We start from the raw sequence: 21,399 nt of genomic DNA on the forward strand, positions 1-21,399 counted from the left end.
TCCCCGGGACACCCGGAACGCAACAGCCGACGACGAAGAGGCGGGAAGATGACCCAGTTCAGTCTCGGCGAGCTGAAGCAGATCATGCGGCAGGTCGCGGGCGACGACGACACGATCGAGCTGGTCGACGGGTTCGAGACCAGGACGTTCGAGGATCTCGGCTACGACTCGCTGGCGCTGCTGGAGATCGTCCACCACGTGGAGCGCGCGTGCGGGCGCAAGCTGCCCGACAGCGAGCTCGGCGACATCACCACGCCCAAGGAGCTCGTCGAGTTCGTCGGCGAGCTGGAACGGGCGTGAGCCCCCGGGACATGGCCGGCCGCACGGTGGTGGTCACGGGCGCCACCTCGGGGATCGGGCGCTCGGCCGCCGTCGGCTTCGCCCGCCGCGGGGCCGAGGTGGTCGCCGTCGGGCGCGACCCGGCCAGGCTCAAGGACGTCCTCAGCGAGCTGACCGAGGTCGGCCAGGTCAAGCCGTACGGGGTGCGGGCCGACTTCGCCCGCTTCGACGACGTGCGCGCCGCCGGCGAGGACCTGCGCGGCCGCTTCGAGCACGTGGACGTGCTGGCGAGCAACGCGGGCGCGATGTTCCGGACGCGCACGGTCACGGCCGACGGGTTCGAGAGCACGTTCCAGGTCAACCACCTGTCCGGCTTCCTGCTGGCCCATCTCCTGCGCGAGCGGCTGTCCGGCGGGCGGATCGTCGTCACCTCCTCCGACGCGTACACCACGGGCCGGCTGGACCCCGGCGACCTCAGGGCCGAGCGCGGCCGCTACAGCGCGGGACGGGCGTACGGCACGTCCAAGCTGGCCGGCATCCTGTTCGCCGCCGAGGCGGCCCGGCGCTGGCCCGACGTGCTGGCCACCAGCTTCCATCCGGGAGAGGTCCGCACGCTCATCGGCCGGGGCACGATCGCGTCCTGGTACTTCCGCTTCAACCCGCTGCTGCGCACCCCCGACCGGGCCGCGGACACGCTGCTGTGGCTGGCCACGGCCCCGGCCGAGGGGATCGAGCCCGGCGGCTACTACATGGACAGACGGCCGCACCCGGTCAAGGGCCCGGCGGCCGACCCCGAGCTCGCCACGCGGCTCTGGGACGCCAGCGCCGCCGCCATCAGTGAAAGGGAATCATTGTGACCACTTACGCTCCCGGCTCGCCGTCCTGGTTCGACCTGGGCTCGCCGGACGTGGCGGCCTCGGTGGCCTTCTACACCGGGCTGCTCGGCTGGACGGCGACCGAGATCAGCGAGCCCGAGGCCGGCGGCTACACGACCTTCCACCGCGACGGCAAGCTCGTCGCGGCGGTCGCCTACCACCAGATCGACACCCCCTACCACCGCCCGTACGGACCGGACGGGCAGCACGGCATGCCGGCCATCTGGACCGTCTACTTCACCACCGACGACGCCGAGGCGCTCAACGAGCGGGCGCCGAAGGCCGGCGGCGAGACCATCATGACCCCGATGGAGGTCATGGGCCTGGGCAAGATGGCCGTCTACGCCGACCCGGCCGGCGCCGCGTTCGCCGTGTGGGAGCCGATGGCCATGAAGGGGGCCGAGCTGATCGGGCAGCCGGGCTCGGTGCGCTGGGTGGAGCTGGTCACCACGGACGTGGAGGGCTCGGCCGCGTTCTACCGCGACACGCTGGGCCTGACCACCGCGCCCGGAGACGGCTCCCCCGTCTGGCAGGTGGCCGGGAAGACCGTGGGCGGCGTGCGCAAGCTGGGCGAGACCGGGGCGGTGCGGCCGTATTGGGCGGTCACGTTCGGCGTGGAGGACTGCGACGCGACGGCGCGCAAGGCCGTCGAGCTGGGCGGCTCCGTGGAGAACGCGCCCGCCGACACGCCGCTGGGGCGCCGGGCCGACCTGCTCGACCCGCACGGCGCAGGGTTCTCGGTGGTGTCATGAGCGCCGAGCCGGTGGTCGAGGTCAATCCGTTCGAGTGCCCGATGCAGTCGATGCGGGAGAAGCCGCAGGTGCACGACGAGCTGCGGGCCGGCGGGCCGCTGGTGCGGGCGCAGGCGCCCGCGGGCGGCCCGGTGTGGGTGGTCACGGACTTCACGCTGGCCAAGTCGGTGCTGGCCGACCCGCGCTTCGTCAAGGACCCGGGGCTGGCGCCGGAGGCGTGGCACGGCATCGAGGACGGGCTCGACAACCCCGAGCCCGAGTACCGGCCGTACACGCTGATCGCGGTGGACGGCGAGGACCACCGGCGGCTGCGCCGCGTCCACGCCCCCGCCTTCAACCCGCGCCGGCTGGCCGCGTCCACGGACCGCGTCACCACCATCGCCCGCAACCTGTTCACCGACCTGGCCGACGCCTCGGACGCCTCCGGGCAGCCGGCCGAGCTGATCGACGGGTTCGCCTACAACTTCCCGCTGCTGGTGATCTCCGACCTGCTCGGGGTGCCGGTGACCGACCCGATCATGGCCAGGAAGGCCGTCAGCGCGATGAAGCAGCTCGCGCTGGGCACCGCGAGCGACGCGGAGTACGACACCTCGTCGCTGGAGGAGCTGCTCTCCCAGGCGGTCGGGTCGGCGATGGAGGGCACGGCCGACACCATGACCAGGGTGCTGTACGAGCGGGGGCTGGCCGAGTTCGGCGAGCTGCCGCCCGACAAGCTCGTCTACATGATCATGGGGTTGATCTTCGCCGGGCACGACACGACGGGCTCGTTCCTCGGCTTCCTGCTGGCCGAGACCCTGGCCGGGCACCTGGCGAAGGACGCCGACGCGGGCGAGTTCGTGGAGGAGATGCTGCGCGAGCACCCGCCGGTGCCGTACACGCTGTGGCGCTTCGCCGCGCAGGAGGTGGTGCTCGGCGGGGCGGTGCTGCCGCCGGGCGCGCCGGTCCTCATCGACATCGAGGGCATCAACGCGCACCGCGAGGACCCGGCGAGCCGCCGGCTGACCTTCGGCGACGGGGCCCACTACTGCATCGGCGAGCAGCTCGCGCAGCTCGAGTCGCGGGTCATGATCCAGGTGCTGCGGGACGACTTCCCGCACGCTCGGCTGGCCGTGCCGTTCGACGACCTGCGCTGGGGCCGCAAGGGCTCGCAGACCGCGCGCCTGACCGAGCTGCCCGCCTGGTTGCGGCCCCGCTGAAATATGCGGTCAGGAAGTGACCGGGTTCTCCTCTAGCGTGAACACGGAGGCCATGTAACTCGGATACAGAGGCGGGGAACGATATGCAGCCGAAGTACATCACGATTCTCGGAGCCCGCGAGAACAACCTGAAGAACCTCTCGGTCGAGGTGCCGAAACACGAGATCACCGTTTTCACCGGTGTGTCCGGATCGGGGAAATCGTCGCTGGTTTTCGACACCATCGCGGCCGAGTCCCAGCGGCAGCTCAACGAGACGTTCACCGCCTTCGTCCGCAACCGGCTGCCCAAGTACGGGCAGCCGGACGCGGACACCATCGAGGGCCTGTCCACCGCGATCATCATCAACCAGAAGCGGATCGGCGGGAACTCCCGCTCCACGGTCGGCACCATCACCGACCTGTACGCGCTGCTCCGGCTGCTGTTCTCCCGCGCCGGCGAGCCCTACGTCGGCTACTCCAACTCCTTCTCCTTCAACGACCCCGCCGGCATGTGCATGGACTGCGAGGGCCTGGGCCGGCGGGTCCAGCTCGACCTGGACAAACTCCTCGACAAGTCGCGCTCGCTCAACGAGGGCGCCATCGACCATCCGGCGTTCGCGGTCGGCGGATGGTTCTGGAAGTTGTACGCCAATTCCGGCCTGTTCGACAACGACAAGAAACTCCGCGATTACACCAAGCAGGAATGGGAGGCGCTGCTCTACGGCGCCGAGGGCTCCGTCCCGCTCGAATGGCAGGGCGGCCAGATCAATTCCAAGTACGAGGGCCTCGTCCCCAAGTTCGACCGGCTCTACATCCGCAAGAGCCCCGAGGAGATGAGCGCCAAGAACCGCACCGCGCTGGAGCGCGTCGTGTCGGTGTCGGCCTGCCGCACCTGCAACGGCCAGCGGCTCAACAAGGAGGTGCTGGCCTGCCAGATCAACGGCCGCAACATCGCCGAGTTCTCCGCCCTGGAGATCGGCGACCTGATGCAGGCCGTCAGGGAGGTCACCTCGACCCGGGTGACGACGTTGCGCGACAACCTGCTCGAACGGCTCGGCCACATGGTCGACCTCGGGCTCGACTACCTCACCCTCAGCCGCGAGACCTCGACGCTGTCGGGCGGCGAGTCGCAGCGCATCAAGATGATCCGCCACCTCAACAGCTCCCTGGTCGAGGTCGCCTACATCTTCGACGAGCCGACGATCGGCCTGCACCCGCACGACGTCTACAAGCTGACCAGCCTCATGCGCCAGCTCCGCGACAAGGGCAACACCGTGCTGGTGGTCGAGCACGACCGCGACGTCATCGAGATCGCCGACCACGTGATAGACCTCGGCCCGAAGGCCGGGCGCCACGGCGGCGAGATCGTCTACCAGGGCGACATCGAGGGCCTGTACCAGGCCGACACGCTCACCGGAGCCTGCATGCGCAAGCTGCTGCCGATCAAGGAGGAGTTCCGGCAGCCCACCGGGCACCTGACCGTCGCCAACGCCACGATGCACAACCTCAAGAACGTCACCGTGGACATCCCGACCGGCGTGCTGACGGTCGTCACCGGCGTGGCCGGCTCCGGCAAGAGCACGCTGATCCACAAGGTCTTCCGCGAGCAGCACCCCTCGGCGGTCATCATCGACCAGTCGGCCGTGACCACCAACCGCCGCTCCAACCCGGCGACCTACACCGGGTTCATGGACGAGATCCGGCGGCTGTTCGCCCGGGCCAACAAGGTCAGCGCGTCGCTGTTCAGCTTCAACTCCTCCGGGGCGTGCCCGGCCTGCCAGGGCGAGGGCGTCATCTACACCGACCTCGCGTTCATGGACCCGATGATCACGCTGTGCGAGGTGTGCTCGGGCAAGCGGTTCACCGAGGAGGTCCTGAGCTACAAGCTGCGCGGGCGCGACATCAGCGAGGTGCTGGCGCTGAGCGCGGCCGAGGCGGCCGACTTCTTCGCCCGCGAGCCGAGGATCGCCGAGACGCTGCGCTCGATCGTGGACGTCGGGCTCGGCTACCTCCAGCTCGGCCAGCCGCTCAACACCCTGTCGGGCGGCGAGTGCCAGCGCATCAAGCTGGCCACCGAGCTGGGCAAGAAGGGCACCGTCTACGTCATGGACGAGCCGACCACCGGCCTGCACATGTCAGACATCGACAGCCTCATGGCGGTCATCAACCACCTGGTCGACACCGGCAACTCGGTCATCGTCATCGAGCACAACCTCGACGTCGTCAAGAACGCCGACTGGGTCATCGACCTCGGGCCGCGCGGCGGCAGCTCGGGCGGGCAGATCATGTTCGAGGGCACGCCGCGCGCGCTGCTCGACGCCGAGAACTCGCTGACGGCCGAGTGCCTGCGCGCGTCACTGAACGGCGGCCGCCAGTCCTGACCGCTGGTAGCGGCGGTGGACGAGGAGCAGGACGACGGCGACCAGCGGCTGCAGGATGTCGGTCGGGATGGTCCAGACGTTGTTGGGCGCCGTGTTGCCGTGGGCGACGAGCTGCATGACATGGCCGATGGCGTCGCCCCAGTAGAGCACGGTCATGGCGATCACGGCGGCGTTCATGAACGACCCCCGGTTCCAGATGCTCAGGAAGCCGATGAGGCCGACGGCGATGTCGGCCCAGCCGACCTCCCACTGGAAGGCGCTGTGCGCGAATCCGATGCTGTCGGCGACCTCGGGCGCGTACGGGCCGATGTGCGACAGGCCGCCGAGCATCGACAGCACCCCGCCGCCGGCCACGAACCACAGCAGCCACAGCTCGACCACGCGGGGCCGGGTGCGCCGCGCCGGGGCGCGGTCGAGCAGGCTGTGGAGCAGCGCGCCGACGACGAGGCCGAGGAAGGTGACGACGAAGAACGCCATGTCAGCACCCTAGGAACCCGGCGGCGGGGCGCCGGGCACCGGATGGGGCGTGTCGCGGCGCTCTCCACGCATCCGTCGCCGCCGCCCCGCGCGCCCGGACCGTCCGCGACCGGGCACGCGCTGATCGCTGCTCGCGAACGCGGCGCACCGCCGCCCCCGCGCCCGGCCATAGTGAGGGGCATGCGCGTAGCCGTCCTGTCAGATGTCCACGGCGTCCTGCCCGCCCTCGAAGCGGTGCTCGCCGAGCCCGACGTGGCCGCCGCCGACCTGCTCGTCCTCACCGGCGACATCGCGGCGGGCCCGCTACCCGTCGAGACCCTCGACCTCCTGACGTCCCTCGGCGAGCGGGCGCTCTGGCTCAACGGCAACGGCGACCGCGAGCTGGTCGAGGCGGCCCAGGGCAAGGCGGTCCCGTACCCCATCTCGGTATGGGCCGCCGGACAGCTGCGCGACGACCAGGTCGCCCTGCTCGCCGGGCTCCCCGACCGGCAGGTGCTCGACCTCGGCCGGCTCGGCGTCACGCTGTTCGTCCACGCCACGCCACGCCGGGACGACGAGATGATCCTCGTCGACAGCACGCTCGACCGATGGGCCGAGGTCCTGGCCGGCGTCACCGCCGACACGGTCGTGCTGGGCAACACCCACATGCCGTTCGTGCGACTGGTGGACCGCACGCTCGTCGTCAACCCGGGCGCGATCGGCATGCCGTACGGCACGGCCGGCGCCCACTGGGCGCTGCTCGATTCCGAGACCGGCGGGGTGACCCTGCGCCGCAACCCGTACGACGCGGAGGAGGCGGCGCGGCGGCTGATCGCGGAGAGCGGCTTCGACGGGATCGAGACATGGGTGGCCGACTACGTGAGGACCATTCACTCCGACGCCGAGGCCCTGGCGGTGTTCGCCGAGATGGAAGGCCGCTGACGAGTCCCGCCCTCACCCCTCCATGCGCGCGTGAACGTAGAGGAACCCGTGCTGTGAGCTCAGCAGCCGCTCCGGGACGGGGCCGGGCAGCCAGGGGCAGCGGCCGTCGGCCAGCATGCCGCTGTCGTAGGTCTCGACGCGCCACCCGTACGGGCCCAGCCACCCGCGCGGGTCGACGGGGCCGCTGAAGGCCCCGAGGGCGCGCATGTAGGCGAAGAACCGGTCGCCGTAGCCGGCGGTGTAGTAGCCGGGCCCCGTGACGTCGGCCGCCAGCGCCGAGCCGGGCGCCGACACGGCCGACAGGTCGGCTGCCAGCCGGTCGAGGGCCGTGCCGCCGAAGAAGTAGGTCAGGCCCTCGGCCAGCCACAGGGTGGGCGCCCCGGGGTCGAACCCCGCCTCCATGAGCTGCCCGCACCAGCGGCGGGTCAGGTCGGCGGTGACCACGCGGTGGTGACGGTGGGCGAGCGCCCCGGCGGCGGCCAGCATGCGCACCTTGGCGCGCTGGCGCCGGGGGTCGCCGTCCACCTCGAACAGCACGAGATCGGCCGGCAGGGCGCAGCGCCAGGCCCGGGTGTCACAGCCGGCGCCGAGGACCACCACCTGCCGCACCCCGCGCGCCACGGCCCCGGCCAGCACCTCGTCACCGAACCTGCCCCGGATGGCCACGGCGCCACGGGTCATGCCGATCAGGTCGAGCGCCCGCGCCCTGCGCACGGTGGCGTCGTCGACGAACAGGTGCGCGTACGGGTCGGCGAGGATCGGCTCGGGCAGCGCGCACTCCTGGGCCCTGACCGCGGCGGCGATGTCGCTGGTCTGGACGACGTCGAGGTCGAGCCGGAGCACGAGGTCGAGGTCGAGGTCTAGGCCGGCGTCGGGGAAGGCGGGGGCGTCGGGCACGCGGACTCCTTACGGGAGAGGGCGTGGATACGCACCGTACTGTAGCAAACACTTTGCGCATCCATTACCAAGAGCGAGAGTATGCGCACTCTTGGTCATGAGTCGACGATTCTGCGCCGGTTTCCCGTTCAGGCGTCAGGCGAGCGGGCGGCCTCGCGCTGCACGGGCACAGCGCCCGGTTGCGCGGGTGCAGCGCCCAGTGGGACGGCGCCCGGCGGCGCAACGGATGCCGGGGCGGCGGATGTCGGAGCGACGACGTGGGGGCGGCGGGCGGCCCGGCGGGCATCCAGATCGGTGAACTGCGGCTGCTCGGGACGGACGTCGCGGACGCCACATGACGGGAGTCGCCGATCTCCGGCCGATACCGGTGGGTCCGTGACCTCCATCCTGCGGCGGAGGGCTTCAACGTGGCCCAGATGTGTGCCCGACTGGTCCGCTATCTCCGCACCGGCTCGCACAGCGTCCGTACTACGACGCGGGCCTGCGACTGCACCGCCTTGTCGACGCCATCAAGCTCTCCGCGGACACGGGCACCCGCCAATCCGTGAGCTGACCGGCCCAGGCCAGTCCATGAGCCGACCGGATCAAGCCGATCCGTGAACCGACCGGATCAAGCCGGTCAAGGGCACTCATCCCGGGAGCATGTCACCTGCCCGCGGCCGCCGCCTTCACGTCCTCGGTCGTCATCGGCTTCCCGCCGACGCCCCAGTCGCCGCTCTTGACCTCCTCGACGATGACCAGGGTCAGGGGGCGCATGTTCTCACCCTCGATCTCGACCATCGCGTCGGTCAGCTTCTCCACCATCTCGGCCTTCTGGGCGTCACTGAACACGCCCTCGATGACCTTCACACTGACGAGTGGCATGGGTCCCCCTCCCCGCGCGGCACGCCAGGCCCCCGGCGCCGCTCAGCGGAGATGCCCCCTGCGACTCTCGAACAAACCCGACAGACCTTCCACCCGGGCCACCCAGCACGCCCCCCACCGGCCGGGAGGCTCCTCCATTCCAGACGCCCCTCCCTAAAGGACCCTCACGCCGGACGGCCCTCCTGGAGGACCTTCCATGCCAGACGGCCCTCCCTAAAGGACCCCCGCGTCCGAACCCTCTTCGCTGCCTTGCCCCGCCGCGCCGTCGTCGGCGCCGTCGGACAACCCCACCGGGAACGTGTCGAAGTGCACCACCACGTGACCGAGCGCCGGATCCGGCTTCCCCCCGGAGCGTTCCTGCCGCTGATCCGCCATCACGCGGTACCGGTCCAGCACCTCCAGTACCTCGTCCCGCATGTCCTCGGCCTCCTGCGGCGTGAGCCGGAGCGATCGGCGGCCGAAGCCGCTGGCCTGGACCCACTCCTCGGGCGCCGTCGTCGCCTCCGCGCGCCACCGCGCCAGTTCGGCGCCGCGCTGCCGGATCAGGTCGTCGATCAGGAACGAGAACGCGCTCGCCGCCTCCGGGTCGTCCTGCGACGGCTCCCCGTACGAGAAGCCGCCCGGCACGATGCGCCAGTACTTCTCCTTGCCCTTGCCCAGCTCCGGCGCCGTCTCGATCATGCCGTGCCTGGCCAGTTCCCTGAGGTGGTAGCTGGTGGCGCCGGTGTTCTGCCCCACCAGCGCGGCCAGGCGGGTGGCCGTCGAGGGGCCGTGCTCGTCGAGCAGCTCGTACAGGCGCAGGCGCAGTGGGTGGGCGAACGACTTCAGCGCCTTGGCGTCGAGGGTCCGCGCGGAATGGCTCTTGCTTCGCATCGCTGTGCACACCTATCTTTGCAAAGAAATCTATGCACACTTTCCCTTACACACTATCGGAGGGAACCATGCCGGGTCTCGGGCGCGCGTTCACGTTCCTGTGGTCGTCCACGGCGTTGTCGAACGTGGCGGACGGCGTGCTGAAGGTCGGCGCGCCGCTGCTGGCGGTCTCGATGACCAGGTCACCGACGCAGGTCTCGCTGGTGGGAGCGGCGGTCACGCTGCCGTGGTTGCTGTTCGCCCTGCACGCCGGGGCGATCGCCGACCGCGTGGACCGGCGGCGGATCATGGTGCTCGCCAACACCGCCCGCGCCGGGGTGCTGGTGCTGGGCGGGGCGCTGGCCTTGACCGGGACGCTGAACCTGTGGGGGATGCTGGCGGTCCTGCTGGTCTCCGGGGTGTCGGAGGTCTTCGCGGACACCTCCGCCCAGTCGGTGCTCCCCATGACGGTGCCGTCGGACCGGCTCACGGCCGCCAACGGCCGCGTCGTGAGCGCTCAGATGATCGGCAACGAGTTCCTCGGGTCGCCGTTGGCGGGCTTCCTGGTCACGCTGCTGCCGGTCGCCGTCCTGGGCGCGCCCGCGCTGCTGTACGGGGCGGCGGGGGTGTTGCTGCTCGGCATGCGGGGGAACTTCTCCCCACGCCCGAGATCCCAGGAACACGCCAAGGAAGGCGCTGGGGAACGCATTGAGGGAGGCACTGGGGAACGCTCTGAGGAAGCCGCCCGACAAGGCGCCCGCGAAGACACCGGGGAAGGCGCTCGGAGAGGCACCGAGGAAAGCGCTCGGCAAGGCATCCAGGGAAGCTCCGGGGAGGGCGCCCGAGAAGGCACCGAGGAAGGCGCCAGCGAAGGCACCGGGCAAGGCGCCCGGAGAGGCGCCGAAGAGGGAACCGCGAAGGGCTCCGGAGAGGGCGCCGGGAGGAGCGGACAGGCCGCGGGTGCGGGGACGAGCGGACAGGCCGCGGATGCCGGGACGAGCAGGCAGGCCGCGGATGCCGGGACGAGCAGGCAGGCCGCACGTACCGGTGGGCTCGGGCGGGACATCCGGGAGGCGATGCGCTACCTCTGGGCGCACCGGTTCCTGCGCACCCTGGCGATCTCCGCCGGCCTGCTCAACACCGTCAGCGCCGCCTACTTCGGCGTCCTCGTCCTCTGGCTCGTCGGCCCGGGGTCGCGCGTGGGGCTCGCCCCCGAGGGTTACGGCCTCATGATGTCGGCGATGGCCGTGGGCTCCGTGGGCGGGTCGCTGGTGGCCGAGCGGCTGGCCGGGATGCTCGGCGAGGGCCGCACCCTGGTGGTCGCGTGGCTGGTGTCGGCCCTGCTCTACCTGGTGCCCGTGCTGGTGCCCGTCGCGTGGGTGCTCTACCCGACGGCCGTCCTCTGGGGAATCGCCGGCGCCGTGGGGAACGTGCTCGTGGTCTCCATCCGCCAGCGGCTCATCCCGTCCGCGCTGCTGGGCCGGGTCAACTCCGCGTACCGGTTGGTCGGAATGGGCGGGATGCCCGTGGGGGCCGCGCTCGGCGGGCTGCTGAGCGAGTTCGCGGGGCTGCCGGTGCTCTTCCTGGGGGCCGCGGGCGTCGCCCTGGCCGCCGTCGGGCTGGTGTGGCGTGTCGCACGAGGTCCAATTTCCATGCCGTTGACCAGCGATCATTCAGTTCGCCGCACATCCGCGTCTGTTTAGGCACACTATGACCGGTGGCGAGATGACATGATTACCTCGGGCAACGAGGGGATGGCATGCGGGAGATCGGCGGACGGTACCTCCTGACCGAGGAGGCCGGTCGTGGCGGTATGGGAGTCGTCTGGCGGGCATTCGACCAGCTACTCCATCGTGAGGTCGCGCTCAAGGAGCTGACGCTGACCGGTGAGGCCGAGATGGTCCGCCGGCGTGTCCTCCGGGAGGCCAGGATGGCCGCCCGCCTCACACACCCGAACATCATCACCGTTCACGACCTCATCGAAGAGGGCGGCAAGCTCTGGATCGTGATGGAGTACCTCGACGGGCTCTCCCTCCACCAGTTGCTCTCACAGGTGGGCACGCTGCCCGCCCAGTCCGTGGCCGCGATCGGCCAGCACCTGCTCGCCGCGTTACGCACGGCCCACCAGGCGGGGGTGCTGCACCGCGACGTGAAGCCGGCGAACGTCATGCTGACGGGCGACCGCGTGGTGCTGACCGACTTCGGCATCGCCACCGCGGAGGGCGACATCCGGATGACGACCTCGCGCAGGCTGCGGGGCACTCCCGCGTTCATGGCGCCCGAGCGGCTGCACGGCGGGCCGGCCAGCAAGGAGGCCGACATGTGGTCGTTCGGCGCGACGCTGTACAGCGCGGTGGAGGGGCAGCCGCCGTACCCGGGGCAGGACGCGGCCACGGTGCTCGGCATGGCCCGCAGCGGCGGCTACCCGCCGCCCCGCCGCGCCGGAGTCCTGCGGCCGCTCATCGAGGGGCTGCTGCATCCCGACCCGGTACGCCGCTTCACGCCGGAGCAGACGGCGGGCCTGCTGGCGGGCATGCGCGCCAGCAGCTACCAGGCCGCCATCTAGAACGATCCCGGCAAAAGCGGTCCGGGCAGTTCCACCGCGGGCGGGCGTCCCGAGACGGGCCGCCCCCGATCCCGGTCGCGCGATGAATGTTTCACGCCCGGCGGCCGCCGTCCTCCCGTCGGCCCTGCTCAGGTCCGCCCCCACTCCCCCGGACGGTCGCGCGCCTGTCACGCGCGGGCGGCGGGTGCGATAGTGCGATCACCGCTCACCACCCCGTGAGCCGGTCCGCGGACCATCCGCGGCGCGTCCCTCGTGCGATGCCCCTGGGAGGAATCGGATGCGCAAGGTACGGGCCCTACTCGTCTCCGCCGCCGTGGCCACCGGCGTGCTCCTGTCCATGACGGCCGCGCCGGCGCAGGCCGAGAGCATCCGGTACGTCTACTACCTGCAGTCCGACTGCTACAACGGCGGCAGCCTGGGCATCCAGTGGGGCTGGTGGACGTCCTTCCGCTGCTCCTACGAGAACGACCGCTGGTACCTCTACGCCTGAACCGAACACACCCGGACCGGCGGGGGCGCGCGCTACTCCTCCTTGGCGCGGGCCTCGGCCTCGGCGGCGTCCATGGCGGCGGCCTCCTCGGGGGTCGGCGCCGTGCCGCCCAGATGCGCCGGCTGCCACCACACGCCCGGCGGGATCTCCGGGTACGTGCGCTGCGCCCGGTCCACCAGGGCCGTCAGCCGGCCGTGCAGGTCGGCCGTGTGCGCGTTGACGTCCTCGCCGCGCTTGGGGTGCATCGGCTCCCCCACGATGATCGTGATGGGCACGTGCCGCTGCGTCAGCTCCTTCGGCCGGCCCTTGGTCCACAGGCGCTGGCTGCCCCACAGCGCCACCGGGATGACCGGCACGTTGGTCGCCTGGGCCATGCGGATGGCCCCGTTCTTGATCTCCTTCACCGTGAACGACCGGCTGATCGTCGCCTCGGCGAAGACGCCCACCACCTCGCCCGCCTTCAGCTTGCGCAGCGCCGTGGCGTACGAGCCGGCGCCCGCGCCCCGGTCGACCGGGATGTGGTGCATGCCGCGCATGAGCGGCCCAGAGATCCGGTGCTCGAACACGTCCTGCTTGGCCATGAAGCGCACCAGCCGCTTGGACGGCACCGCGGCGAACCCCGCGAAGATGAAGTCGAGGTAGCTGATGTGGTTGCTCACCAGCACCGCTCCGCCGGTCCGCGGCACGTGCTCGGTGCCCTCAAGGTGGAAACGGTAGTCGAGCACGCGAAAGAGGGTCCGCGCGGCGGCGATCACCGGCGGGTACACGATCTCAGCCATGTGCCGAAGGTAGCCTAGGTTTCACCCTGGTGGGCAGCCGCACCATCCCCTGGACGTTGGCGTGGGCGGTGCGCGTGATGCCGCCGGGGTCCACGTCGTAGTCCGGATCCACGGCCCGGACGAGCTCCTCCAGCGTGACCCGCGCCTCCAGCCGGGCCAGCGGCGCGCCCAGGCAGTGGTGGCGGCCCGCGCCGAAGCTGATCGCCCTGGAGGTGTCGCGGGTCAGGTCGTAGACACCGGGTTCGGGGAAGACCCGCTCGTCGCGGTTGGCCGAGCCGATGAGCAGCCACATCCGCGTCCCGGCCGGCAGGAGCGTGCCGTACAGCTCGGTGGGCTCGGTGAGGCGGCGGGCCGTGCCGTGCGCGGGGGTGTCGAAGCGCAGCGTCTCCTCCATCCACGGCACGACCGCCCCGCCGAACGCGGCGGCGCGCTGGGCGGGGTGGCGCCAGGCCCAGTACCACGCGGCGTTCAGCAGGTGGGTGGTGGTCTCGGAGCCGGCGCCCACGAGCAGGAACATGAACGCCACGATCTCCTCGTCGCTCAGCCCGCCGTCGGCGACGAGCACGGAGACGAGGTCGTCGCGCGGCGCGGCCCGGCGCTCGGCCACGATCGAGGCGTAGTACCCGCCCAGGGAGAGCAGGTCGCCCACGGCCTCCTCCGTCATCGCCCCCGGCCCGCCCGCCCCGCCCTCGGAGCGGCCGGTCAGCGGCGCCGAGCGGCGGCGCACGCCGGCCCGGTCGGACGGCGGCACGCCCATCAGCTCGGAGATCACGTCGAGCGGGATCCGGGCCGACAGCTCCCGCGCGAAGTCGAAGGAGCCCTTCTCCACGGCCTGCGCGACGTGCCTGCGGGCGATGTCGCGGATCATGGGTTCGAGCGCGGCGACGCGGCGGGCCGTGAAGCCGCGCGCGACGATCGCCCGCATGCGGGTGTGGTCGGGCGGGTCCATGGCCACGAACGACAGGTAGGCGCGCGCCTGCGGCCCCCACGCGCCCCGGTCGAGCATGGGGCCGTGGTCGCTGGAGTAGCGGGCGCTGTCGGCCAGCGCGGCGGAGACGTCGGCGTGGCGGGACAGCGCCCAGAAGCCGCGCTCCGGGTTGTGGTACAGCGGCGACTCGGCGCGCAGGCGCGCGTAGACGGGGAACGGGTCCGCGTTCACGTCCGGGTCGTACGGATCGTAGGCGAGGCTGGGAGGCTCCACGCCCCACCACGCTACGACGCTTGCGACGGGCTGAAAACGGGCAGATGTTGTGACCATGAAGAAGCTCATCAACGCCGCGGAGTCGCTGGTCGACGACGCCTTGGCCGGCATGGCGGCGGCGCACCCGGCGCTGCGGGTGCGCGAGCGCGTCGTGCTCCGCGCCGAGGGGCCGCTCCCGGGCAAGGTCGGGCTGGTCTCCGGCGGCGGCTCGGGCCACGAGCCGCTGCACGCCGGCTTCGTCGGGTACGGCATGCTGGACGCGGCGTGCCCGGGCGAGGTGTTCACCTCACCCGTGCCCGACCAGGTCATGGAGGCCACCCGGGCGGTCGACGGCGGCGCCGGCGTGCTGCACGTCGTGAAGAACTACACCGGCGACGTGCTGAACTTCGAGATGGCCGCCGAGCTGTGCGACGACGTCACGGTGGCGAGCGTGCTCGTCGAGGACGACGTGGCCGTCCAGGACTCGCTGTACACGGCGGGACGGCGCGGCACGGGGGCGACGGTGTTCGTCGAGAAGATCGCGGGCGCGCTGGCCGAGGAGGGCGCGCCGCTGGCCGAGGTGGCGCGCGTGGCGGAGGAGACGGGGCGGCGCAGCCGGTCGTTCGGCATCGCGCTCACCTCCTGCACGACCCCCGCCGCCGGGAGGCCGACGTTCGACCTGCCGGCGGGCGAGGTGGAGCTGGGCATCGGCATCCACGGCGAGCCGGGCCGCACCCGGGCGCCGTTCGCCCCGGCCGGGGAGCTGGCCGCGGTGGCGATGGACGCGATCCACGGCGACCTGCCGCTGGAGGGCGACCTGCTCGTCATGGTGAACGGCATGGGCGGCACGCCGCTGCTGGAGCTGTACGTGGTGTTCGCCGAGGTGGAGGCGTGCGCGCGGGGCAAGGGGGCGCGGGTGGCGCGCTCGCTGGTCGGCAACTACGTGACGAGCCTGGACATGCAGGGCTTCTCGGTGACGGTGTGCCGGCTGGACGACGAGCTGACGCGGCTGTGGGACGCGCCGGTCGAGACGCCGGCGCTGCGCTGGGGACGCTGATGGGCGCCGGGACGGGGGCCGGGACGGGGGCCGGGGGTGGCGGCGGGCTGGACGCCGCGTTCTTCGTGGCCTGGCTGGAGGAGGCGGCCGGGGAGATCGCCCGGCAGCGGGACCGGCTGACCGAGCTGGACGCCGCCATCGGCGACGCCGACCACGGCACGAACCTCGACCGCGGCTTCTCCGAGGTCCTGCGGACTCTGCGGGAGACGCCGCCGGCCTCGCCCGCGCAGGCGCTCATGGCGGCGGGGGCGACGCTGATCCGCCGCGTGGGCGGGGCTTCCGGCCCCTTGTACGGCTCGGCGTTCCGGCAGATGGGCAAGACGCTGGACGGCGGCGAGGCGCCGCGGCCGTCGGTGACGCCGGCGGAGCTCGCCGAGGCGTTCTCGGCGGGCGTCGTCGCGGTGGAGCGGCTGGGCAAGGCCGCCGCGGGCGACAAGACGATGATCGACGCGCTGGCCCCCGCGTCGCGGGCGCTGTCCCATGCCGTACGGGACGGGCTGGAGGTTCGCGAGGCGCTGACGCGGGCGGCCCGGGCCGCGGCGGACGGGGCGCGGGCGACGGTGCCGATGACGGCGCGCCGGGGGCGGGCGAGCTACCTGGGCGAGCGCAGCGTGGGGCACGAGGACCCGGGGGCGGCGTCGTCGGCGCTGATCGTGACCGCCCTCGCCACCGCGGCCTCACGGACGGCGGCGGGTTGATGACCGCGATGAGACCGACGGCCGGAACCACGGGCCGGATGCGGGACCGGACCGCAGGACGGGTGGCCGGTCCGACCGCAGGACGGGTGGCCGGTCCGACCGCAGGACGGGTGGCCGGTCCGACCGCAGGACGGGTGGCGGGGCCGACCGCGGGCCGGGGGGCAGTCTGATGGTCGGGGTGGTGCTGGTGGCGCACAGCGCCGGGCTGGCGGAGGAGACGGCCGCGCTGGCCCGGGGCATCGCCGGGGAGGAGGTCCCCGTGACGGCGGCCGGGGGCACCGAGGACGGTGGCCTGGGCACGAGCGTGGACCTCGTGGAGCGGGCGATGCGGGCCGCCGACCGGGGCGACGGCCTGGTGCTGATCGCCGACCTGGGCAGCTCGGTGCTGACGGCCCGCCTGGTGGAGGAGCCGGGCCGGGTCGTGCTGGCCGACGTGCCGTTCGTGGAGGGCGCGATCGCCGCGGCGGTGGCCGCGAGCGCGGACCTCCCGCTGGAGGCGGTCCTGGAGGCGGCCGAGGAGGCGCGCGGCTTCAGGAAGCTGACCTGAGCGGTCCCACGACCGCCTCAGTGGCCCCTGAACGCCTCCTCCAGCCACCACGACGCCCGGTCCCGCGTCACCCGGGCGTGCACCAGCAGGGGCCGTTCACGAGCCCCCTCCAGCCACTCCCCCACGCCCGGAAGGTCACCGGGCCCCGTCACCGTGACCGCGTCGAACCCGTACCCCCGTCCGATCGCCGCCAGGTCCGCCGGCGGGAACGTCACCAGCCCGAGCGGGTGCCCGTGCGGCCCGAAGTGGTGGACCTCCGCCCCGTACGCCTCGTCGTCGTACACCACGACCACCATCGGCAGCCCGAGCCGCACGACGGTCTCCAGCTCCGACGCGCCCATGAACGCCCCGCCGTCGCCCAGGGCGGCGACCGTGAGCCGGTCGGGCCGCGCGACGGCCGCGCCGACGGCGGTGGCCAGCCCCAGCCCGACCGACTGGAACGCCTGGGTGAAGCAGAAGCCCCGCTCGTCGGGCACGTCCAGGAACATCGACGGGTAGCCCATGAAGTTGCCCGAGTCGACGGCCACGGTGCGCTCGGCGGGCAGCAGGTCGTCCAGGGCGATGGTGAGCGTGCGCGGGTCGATGCGGCCGCCGCCGCTCCCGTCGGTGTACGGCACGGCGCGCCAGCGACCCTCGGCCGCGAGGCGCGCGGCGATCTCGGGCGACCGGTAGCCCCGCTCGCCGTCGGGCTCCCGGGCCCCCTCGGCGGTGACGGCGGCGATCACCGCGCGGGCCGTGGCGGCCGTGTCGCCGATGACGCCCAGCCGTACGGTGCGGTGCAGGCCGATCGCGGCGTCGTCGAGGTCGACCTGGACGAGCGTCGTGTCCGGCCCGATGAGGGCGCCGTGGCGGGTGGTCCACATGTTGAGGGCGCAGCCCCAGCCGACGAGGAGGTCGGCGCCGCGGATCAGCTCGGCGGCGACCGGCGTGGCGAAGCCGCCGCTCACGTCGAGGTCCCACGGGTTGCCCCGGAACAGCCCGCGCGCGACCGCGGACGTGGCGAGCAGGGCGCCGGTGAGGCCGGCCAGCTCCTCCAGCTCCCGCCGGGCGTGCCGGGCGCCCCGCCCCGCGACGAACACGGGCCGCCGCGCCGTGGCGAGCAGGCCGGCCAGGTCCGTGACCTCGCGGAGCCGGGGCACGGTGTGCGCGGGGTGCGGCCCCGCCGCCGCGGCCCGCCCGCCGGCGACGATCTGGTCCAGGAACTCGCCCAGCCGCCCCCGCCACGGCACGGCGTCGGCCTGCGCGCCGAGCGGCAGGTTGAGCAGGACGGTGCGCCGCTCGTGCCAGGCGGTGCGGAAGGCGAGGACCGTCTGGTCGACCGCGTCGGCGCCGGAGGGGATCCGCAGCGGCACCGCTCCGACGGCCCGCGCCAGGGCGTCCTGGTCGATGTGGAAGTTGGAGCGCGCGTCGGTGGCCTCGCCCGCGAGCACGACCAGCGGGGTGCGGCTCTTGGCGGCCTCGGCGACGCCCGTCATCGCGTTGGTCAGGCCCGGCCCCTGGTGGACCGACACGATCCCGATCTTGCCGCTGGTGCGGGCGTAGGCGTCGGCCGCCGTCGCCGCGCCGCCCTCGTGCCGCGTGGCGACGAAGCGCGCGCCGTGCGCCACGAGGGCGTTGGTGACGTGGAAGTTGCCGCTTCCGACGACGCCGAAGACGACCTCGGCGCCGAGTGAGGCGAGCGTCCGCCCGACCGCCTCGGCGACGATCATCCGGCCTGCCCGGCCTCGGGTCCGGCCGGTGTCTCGTGTTCGACGAGGGCGAGGACGCGGACGGGGCTGCCGGAGCCGCCGACGATGGGCAGCGGCGGCGCGATCACCACGGCGCCCGTGACCGGGAGCCGGTCGAGGTTACGGAGCTGGGTCAGGCCGTACTTGCCGGCGCCCAGCAGGAAGGAGTGGCACGGGAACGCCGGGTCGAAGGAGTGGGCGGCGCCCGCGTCGGTGCCGACGGTCTCGACGCCGATCCCGAGGACGGGCGTCTGCTCGGCGATCCAGCGCGCGCACTCCACCGAGACGCCCGGCGTGTGGGGGCCGCTCTCGTCGGCGTTGAGGAACGCGGCCTGGTCGCCCGAGCGGGTGTCCCAGCCGGTGCGGTAGAGCAGCCAGCCGCCCTCGGGCAGCGGGCCGTTGGCCCGTTCCCACTCCTTGACATGCGCGATCTGGAGCAGGAAGTCGGGGTCCTTGCCCGCCTCGGCGGAGAAGTCGAGGACGACGGCGGGGGCGAGCAGGCTGCGCGGCGGCACCTGGGAGACGTCCTCGCCGTCGCGGGCGGTGACCCAGTGGATCGGCGCGTCGAAGTGGGTGCCGGTGTGCTCGCCGGTGTGGATGTCGTTCCAGTACCAGGCCGGGCCGCGGTCGTCGTAGCGGCTGATCTCCTCCAGCCGGAACGGGATGGTGTTGCCGAACGGCTCGGGCAACCGGAGGATCGGCGTCTCCTCGGACAGCGGGGCGGTCAGGTCGATCACCTCGATCCGCCCGTCGCGCACGCTCTCGATGAGACTCCGCAGCACCGGCATGTCGTCCTCCTCGGGTCGCCTGGGTGCATCCTCCTACGCCGCCCCGCCCAGGTCGAGCAGCTTCGGCGTGGCGGATCAGACGCCGCGGCAGGGGGTGCGCTCGGGGCCGAGCTCCAGCCTCTTGCGCAGGGAGTTGAAGTTCTGCGCGTTCGAACGAGGACAGAAGCGGCTGACCGGCAGCGCGTACTCGACCTGGAACACCGCCTTGCCGGCCTGGACGAACTGGTCGTACCCGTACTCGCCGTCGTTCTGCGCGGTGGTGCACTCGTCGTTGGACCAGCACTCCTCGTTGAGCGCGAAGTCGAAGTACGGCAGGAGCCGCGGGATCTGCTCGACGTCGTTCTTGAGCGCGACCGACAGGCCCCGCCTGTGCGCCTCGTTGGCCAGCCAGGTGTTGTAGGCGAGCTGGTCGGACGCCCTGATCGGGAAGCCCGTGTCGTTCGAGAAGCCGTCGACGTTGTCCGGCTCGACGGCGTCGAACCCGGCCGCCCGGCACATGTCCAGGCGGGCCTTCATGATCTCGCCGAGCCGGCCGCGGTACTGGCGGATGTCGAGCCAGCGCTCGCCCGGCCAGCCGTCGAGTTCCTTGCCGACCACGGACGCGGGGAACCGCCCGGCGTCGGGACGCCAGTCCTCCAGCGAGCCGGCGCTGATGTAGCAGACGACGCCCCGGCCCGGCCTGTCGGCCTTCAGCGCCCTGACGACGGCGCCGTCCCTGGCGTCGAAGCCGTCGATGTCGTACATCTGCACGTCGAGGAACGGCCGCGCGGGCAGGGAGGAGAGCTGCCACTGCCAGCTCGTGTCCAGGGCGGGCCGGTAGCAGGAGTCGCACGCCACGGGTGGAGGGAGGGCGGCCGCGGCGGGTGCGGGCGCCATCGCGTGAGCGATGCCGCCGGTGAGGGCGGTGGCGGTGAGGGCGACGGCGAACGAGACCGTGACCGTGATCGAGCTGTTGCGCATGGCGGAAGGCTCGTATCCGGCCGGACGGGACCGCAACCGCCTTGCCCGAAGGCATGGACGGCGTTTGCCCGGCGCTGGGCGGTCCGCCTCAGCCGCGGGTCCACCCGGTGCAGCCGTAGGTCTGGAACGCCTTGTCCGTGGGGGCTATGACGACGGTGGCCGGGCCGCGGGGCATGTCGGCCGCGATGACGTCGTCGGCCCGCGCCGTAGTGCCCCGCAGGCGCGCCCAGTAGCACATGGGCTGGCCCTCGACGGGGCCGGACGTCCGGTAGGTGCCCGGCTGGATGTCCACGCCGACGAGCAGCGTGCGCCGCGCGCCCGCGGGTCCCTCGGCGAGGGCGGTCACGACGGCACCGGACGGTGACGGCGCGGCGGGCGCGCCGGTGGCCGGGGGCGCTGCGGGCGGCTGCCCGCCGGGCGGCGCGCCGGTGGCCTGCGGGACCCCGGACTGGACCCCGGGCGGGACCGCGGACTCCGAGGGCGGCTCCATCCGCATCGTCATGCGCGGCAGAGGCTCGGCGGCCGTCTCCGTCGCGCCCAGCCCCGCGACGAACCCGATGAGGAACCCCACCAGACCGGTCAGCCCCGACACCAGCAGGATGACGACAGGGCTGCGGGAGGCCCGCGGATAGTCCTCCGGTCGGTCAGGTCCGTACATCACCGATCAAGCGTCCCACCCGTGTCAACGGCCGGGCGGGCCGTCACCGGTGCAGGTAGTCGACCAGCGACGCCTTCTCCGTCTCCAGCTCCTCGATCGCGCTCTTGACCACGTCGCCAATGCTGACGATGCCCGCCAGCCGCCCCTCGTCGACGACCGGCACGTGCCGGAAGCGATGGGTCGTCATGGTCTTGCGCAGCTCCTCGACGTTGTCGGCCATGCCGACGGTCCGCACCTCCGACGTCATGATCGACGAGACGGGCAGGTCGAGGACGCCGGCGCCCCTGTCGTGCAGGTGACGCACGATGTCGCGTTCGGACACGATCCCGGTGATCGTGGCGCCGTCGGAGGAGACCACCACGGCGCCGATGTTGTGCTCGGCCAGCGCCGCCAGGAGCTCGCGGACCGTCGCCTCGGGCGGCACGGTCGTCACCTGGCTCCCCTTGTTGCGCAGGATCGTCTTGACGAGCATGTGC

Annotated in this window: 23 protein-coding genes; 12 read left to right on the forward strand and 11 right to left on the reverse strand. The window is 72.5% G+C overall.

Annotated elements, in window-relative coordinates:
• Window positions 1-48 precede the first annotated feature (48 nt).
• From HD595_RS01020 to HD595_RS01040, 5 genes are all read left to right on the forward strand, one after another.
• On the forward strand, window positions 49-300 hold the full coding sequence (locus HD595_RS01020) for an acyl carrier protein (protein ID WP_175599166.1): 252 nt from the start codon (window positions 49-51) through the stop codon (window positions 298-300).
• Window positions 297-1,136 carry an SDR family NAD(P)-dependent oxidoreductase gene (locus tag HD595_RS01025; protein WP_253765057.1) on the forward strand — a complete coding sequence of 280 codons (840 nt, stop codon included), beginning with the start codon at window positions 297-299 and terminating at the stop codon, window positions 1,134-1,136. Before HD595_RS01020 ends, HD595_RS01025 begins: the two co-directional genes overlap by 4 nt.
• Window positions 1,133-1,906 (forward strand): VOC family protein, encoded by a 774-nt coding sequence (locus tag HD595_RS01030; protein ID WP_253765058.1) that lies wholly within the window; start codon window positions 1,133-1,135, stop codon window positions 1,904-1,906. Before HD595_RS01025 ends, HD595_RS01030 begins: the two co-directional genes overlap by 4 nt.
• Window positions 1,903-3,102, forward strand: a complete 1,200-nt coding sequence (locus HD595_RS01035; RefSeq protein ID WP_253765059.1) for a cytochrome P450 — start codon at window positions 1,903-1,905, stop codon at window positions 3,100-3,102. The genes HD595_RS01030 and HD595_RS01035 overlap by 4 nt, the downstream gene beginning before the upstream one ends.
• 83 nt (window positions 3,103-3,185) lie before the next feature.
• The gene (locus HD595_RS01040) at window positions 3,186-5,462 is read left to right on the forward strand and encodes an ATP-binding cassette domain-containing protein (RefSeq protein WP_253765060.1); all 2,277 of its coding nucleotides are present in this window, start codon (window positions 3,186-3,188) and stop codon (window positions 5,460-5,462) included.
• Here HD595_RS01040 and HD595_RS01045 read toward each other — a convergent pair.
• Window positions 5,436-5,939, reverse strand: coding sequence for a DUF6790 family protein (locus tag HD595_RS01045; protein ID WP_253765061.1), 504 nt, complete (start codon window positions 5,937-5,939; stop codon window positions 5,436-5,438). The genes HD595_RS01040 and HD595_RS01045 overlap by 27 nt on opposite strands.
• A gap of 180 nt (window positions 5,940-6,119) precedes the next feature.
• On the opposite strand from HD595_RS01045, the gene HD595_RS01050 reads away from it, so the two are divergent.
• Window positions 6,120-6,860: a metallophosphoesterase family protein gene (locus tag HD595_RS01050; protein ID WP_253765062.1), complete on the forward strand. Its 741-nt coding sequence runs from the start codon at window positions 6,120-6,122 to the stop codon at window positions 6,858-6,860.
• A gap of 12 nt (window positions 6,861-6,872) precedes the next feature.
• Here the strand turns inward: HD595_RS01050 and HD595_RS01055 are convergent, their stop codons facing one another.
• The 3 genes from HD595_RS01055 to HD595_RS01065 all read right to left on the reverse strand — a co-directional run bounded on the left by HD595_RS01055 (window position 6,873) and on the right by HD595_RS01065 (window position 9,494).
• The gene (locus HD595_RS01055; protein ID WP_253765063.1) at window positions 6,873-7,757 is read right to left on the reverse strand and encodes an SAM-dependent methyltransferase; all 885 of its coding nucleotides are present in this window, start codon (window positions 7,755-7,757) and stop codon (window positions 6,873-6,875) included.
• 645 nt (window positions 7,758-8,402) lie between these two features.
• A complete protein-coding gene (locus tag HD595_RS01060) occupies window positions 8,403-8,621 on the reverse strand; it encodes a tautomerase family protein (RefSeq protein WP_253765064.1) in 219 nt (72 codons plus the stop codon).
• 213 nt (window positions 8,622-8,834) lie between these two features.
• Complete coding sequence (locus HD595_RS01065) at window positions 8,835-9,494, reverse strand: ArsR/SmtB family transcription factor (RefSeq protein ID WP_253765065.1); 660 nt, start codon at window positions 9,492-9,494, stop codon at window positions 8,835-8,837.
• Between the two features lie 68 nt (window positions 9,495-9,562).
• On the opposite strand from HD595_RS01065, the gene HD595_RS01070 reads away from it, so the two are divergent.
• From HD595_RS01070 to HD595_RS01080, 3 genes are all read left to right on the forward strand, one after another.
• Window positions 9,563-11,176 (forward strand): MFS transporter, encoded by a 1,614-nt coding sequence (locus tag HD595_RS01070; protein ID WP_253765066.1) that lies wholly within the window; start codon window positions 9,563-9,565, stop codon window positions 11,174-11,176.
• Window positions 11,177-11,232: 56 nt separating this feature from the next.
• Entirely contained in the window at window positions 11,233-12,039 is an 807-nt protein-coding gene (locus tag HD595_RS01075; protein ID WP_175599181.1) for a serine/threonine-protein kinase, read from the forward strand.
• Between the two features lie 277 nt (window positions 12,040-12,316).
• Window positions 12,317-12,529 carry a hypothetical protein gene (locus tag HD595_RS01080; protein WP_253765067.1) on the forward strand — a complete coding sequence of 71 codons (213 nt, stop codon included), beginning with the start codon at window positions 12,317-12,319 and terminating at the stop codon, window positions 12,527-12,529.
• Window positions 12,530-12,561: 32 nt separating this feature from the next.
• Here HD595_RS01080 and HD595_RS01085 read toward each other — a convergent pair whose 3' ends face one another.
• Both HD595_RS01085 and HD595_RS46550 read right to left on the reverse strand, forming a co-directional pair.
• Window positions 12,562-13,308: a lysophospholipid acyltransferase family protein gene (locus HD595_RS01085; protein WP_253765068.1), complete on the reverse strand. Its 747-nt coding sequence runs from the start codon at window positions 13,306-13,308 to the stop codon at window positions 12,562-12,564.
• A complete protein-coding gene (locus HD595_RS46550) occupies window positions 13,301-14,509 on the reverse strand; it encodes a cytochrome P450 (RefSeq protein WP_253765069.1) in 1,209 nt (402 codons plus the stop codon). Before HD595_RS46550 ends, HD595_RS01085 begins: the two co-directional genes overlap by 8 nt.
• A 55-nt stretch (window positions 14,510-14,564) precedes the next feature.
• Between HD595_RS46550 and dhaK the strand changes: the two genes are divergently transcribed.
• The 3 genes from dhaK to HD595_RS01105 all read left to right on the forward strand — a co-directional run bounded on the left by dhaK (window position 14,565) and on the right by HD595_RS01105 (window position 16,790).
• Window positions 14,565-15,545, forward strand: a complete 981-nt coding sequence (gene dhaK, locus HD595_RS01095) for a dihydroxyacetone kinase subunit DhaK (protein ID WP_253765070.1) — start codon at window positions 14,565-14,567, stop codon at window positions 15,543-15,545.
• The gene (gene dhaL, locus HD595_RS01100; RefSeq protein ID WP_253765071.1) at window positions 15,545-16,243 is read left to right on the forward strand and encodes a dihydroxyacetone kinase subunit DhaL; all 699 of its coding nucleotides are present in this window, start codon (window positions 15,545-15,547) and stop codon (window positions 16,241-16,243) included. The genes dhaK and dhaL overlap by 1 nt, the downstream gene beginning before the upstream one ends.
• A gap of 169 nt (window positions 16,244-16,412) precedes the next feature.
• The gene (locus HD595_RS01105) at window positions 16,413-16,790 is read left to right on the forward strand and encodes a PTS-dependent dihydroxyacetone kinase phosphotransferase subunit DhaM (protein WP_253765072.1); all 378 of its coding nucleotides are present in this window, start codon (window positions 16,413-16,415) and stop codon (window positions 16,788-16,790) included.
• Window positions 16,791-16,807: 17 nt separating this feature from the next.
• On the opposite strand, the gene HD595_RS01110 is transcribed toward HD595_RS01105, so the two are convergent.
• From HD595_RS01110 to HD595_RS01130, 5 genes are all read right to left on the reverse strand, one after another.
• Entirely contained in the window at window positions 16,808-18,499 is a 1,692-nt protein-coding gene (locus HD595_RS01110) for a thiamine pyrophosphate-binding protein (protein WP_253765073.1), read from the reverse strand.
• Window positions 18,496-19,305, reverse strand: coding sequence for a cyclase family protein (locus HD595_RS01115; RefSeq protein WP_253765074.1), 810 nt, complete (start codon window positions 19,303-19,305; stop codon window positions 18,496-18,498). Before HD595_RS01115 ends, HD595_RS01110 begins: the two co-directional genes overlap by 4 nt.
• 75 nt (window positions 19,306-19,380) lie before the next feature.
• On the reverse strand, window positions 19,381-20,265 hold the full coding sequence (locus tag HD595_RS01120; protein WP_253765075.1) for an endo alpha-1,4 polygalactosaminidase: 885 nt from the start codon (window positions 20,263-20,265) through the stop codon (window positions 19,381-19,383).
• A gap of 88 nt (window positions 20,266-20,353) precedes the next feature.
• The gene (locus tag HD595_RS01125; RefSeq protein ID WP_420540679.1) at window positions 20,354-20,926 is read right to left on the reverse strand and encodes a hypothetical protein; all 573 of its coding nucleotides are present in this window, start codon (window positions 20,924-20,926) and stop codon (window positions 20,354-20,356) included.
• A 40-nt stretch (window positions 20,927-20,966) separates the two neighbouring features.
• On the reverse strand, window positions 20,967-21,395 hold the full coding sequence (locus tag HD595_RS01130; RefSeq protein WP_253765076.1) for a CBS domain-containing protein: 429 nt from the start codon (window positions 21,393-21,395) through the stop codon (window positions 20,967-20,969).
• Window positions 21,396-21,399 lie beyond the last annotated feature (4 nt).

It is taken from the genome of Nonomuraea roseoviolacea subsp. carminata, from assembly GCF_024172185.1.
In the GTDB taxonomy this organism is placed as follows: Bacteria; Actinomycetota; Actinomycetes; order Streptosporangiales; family Streptosporangiaceae; genus Nonomuraea; species Nonomuraea roseoviolacea.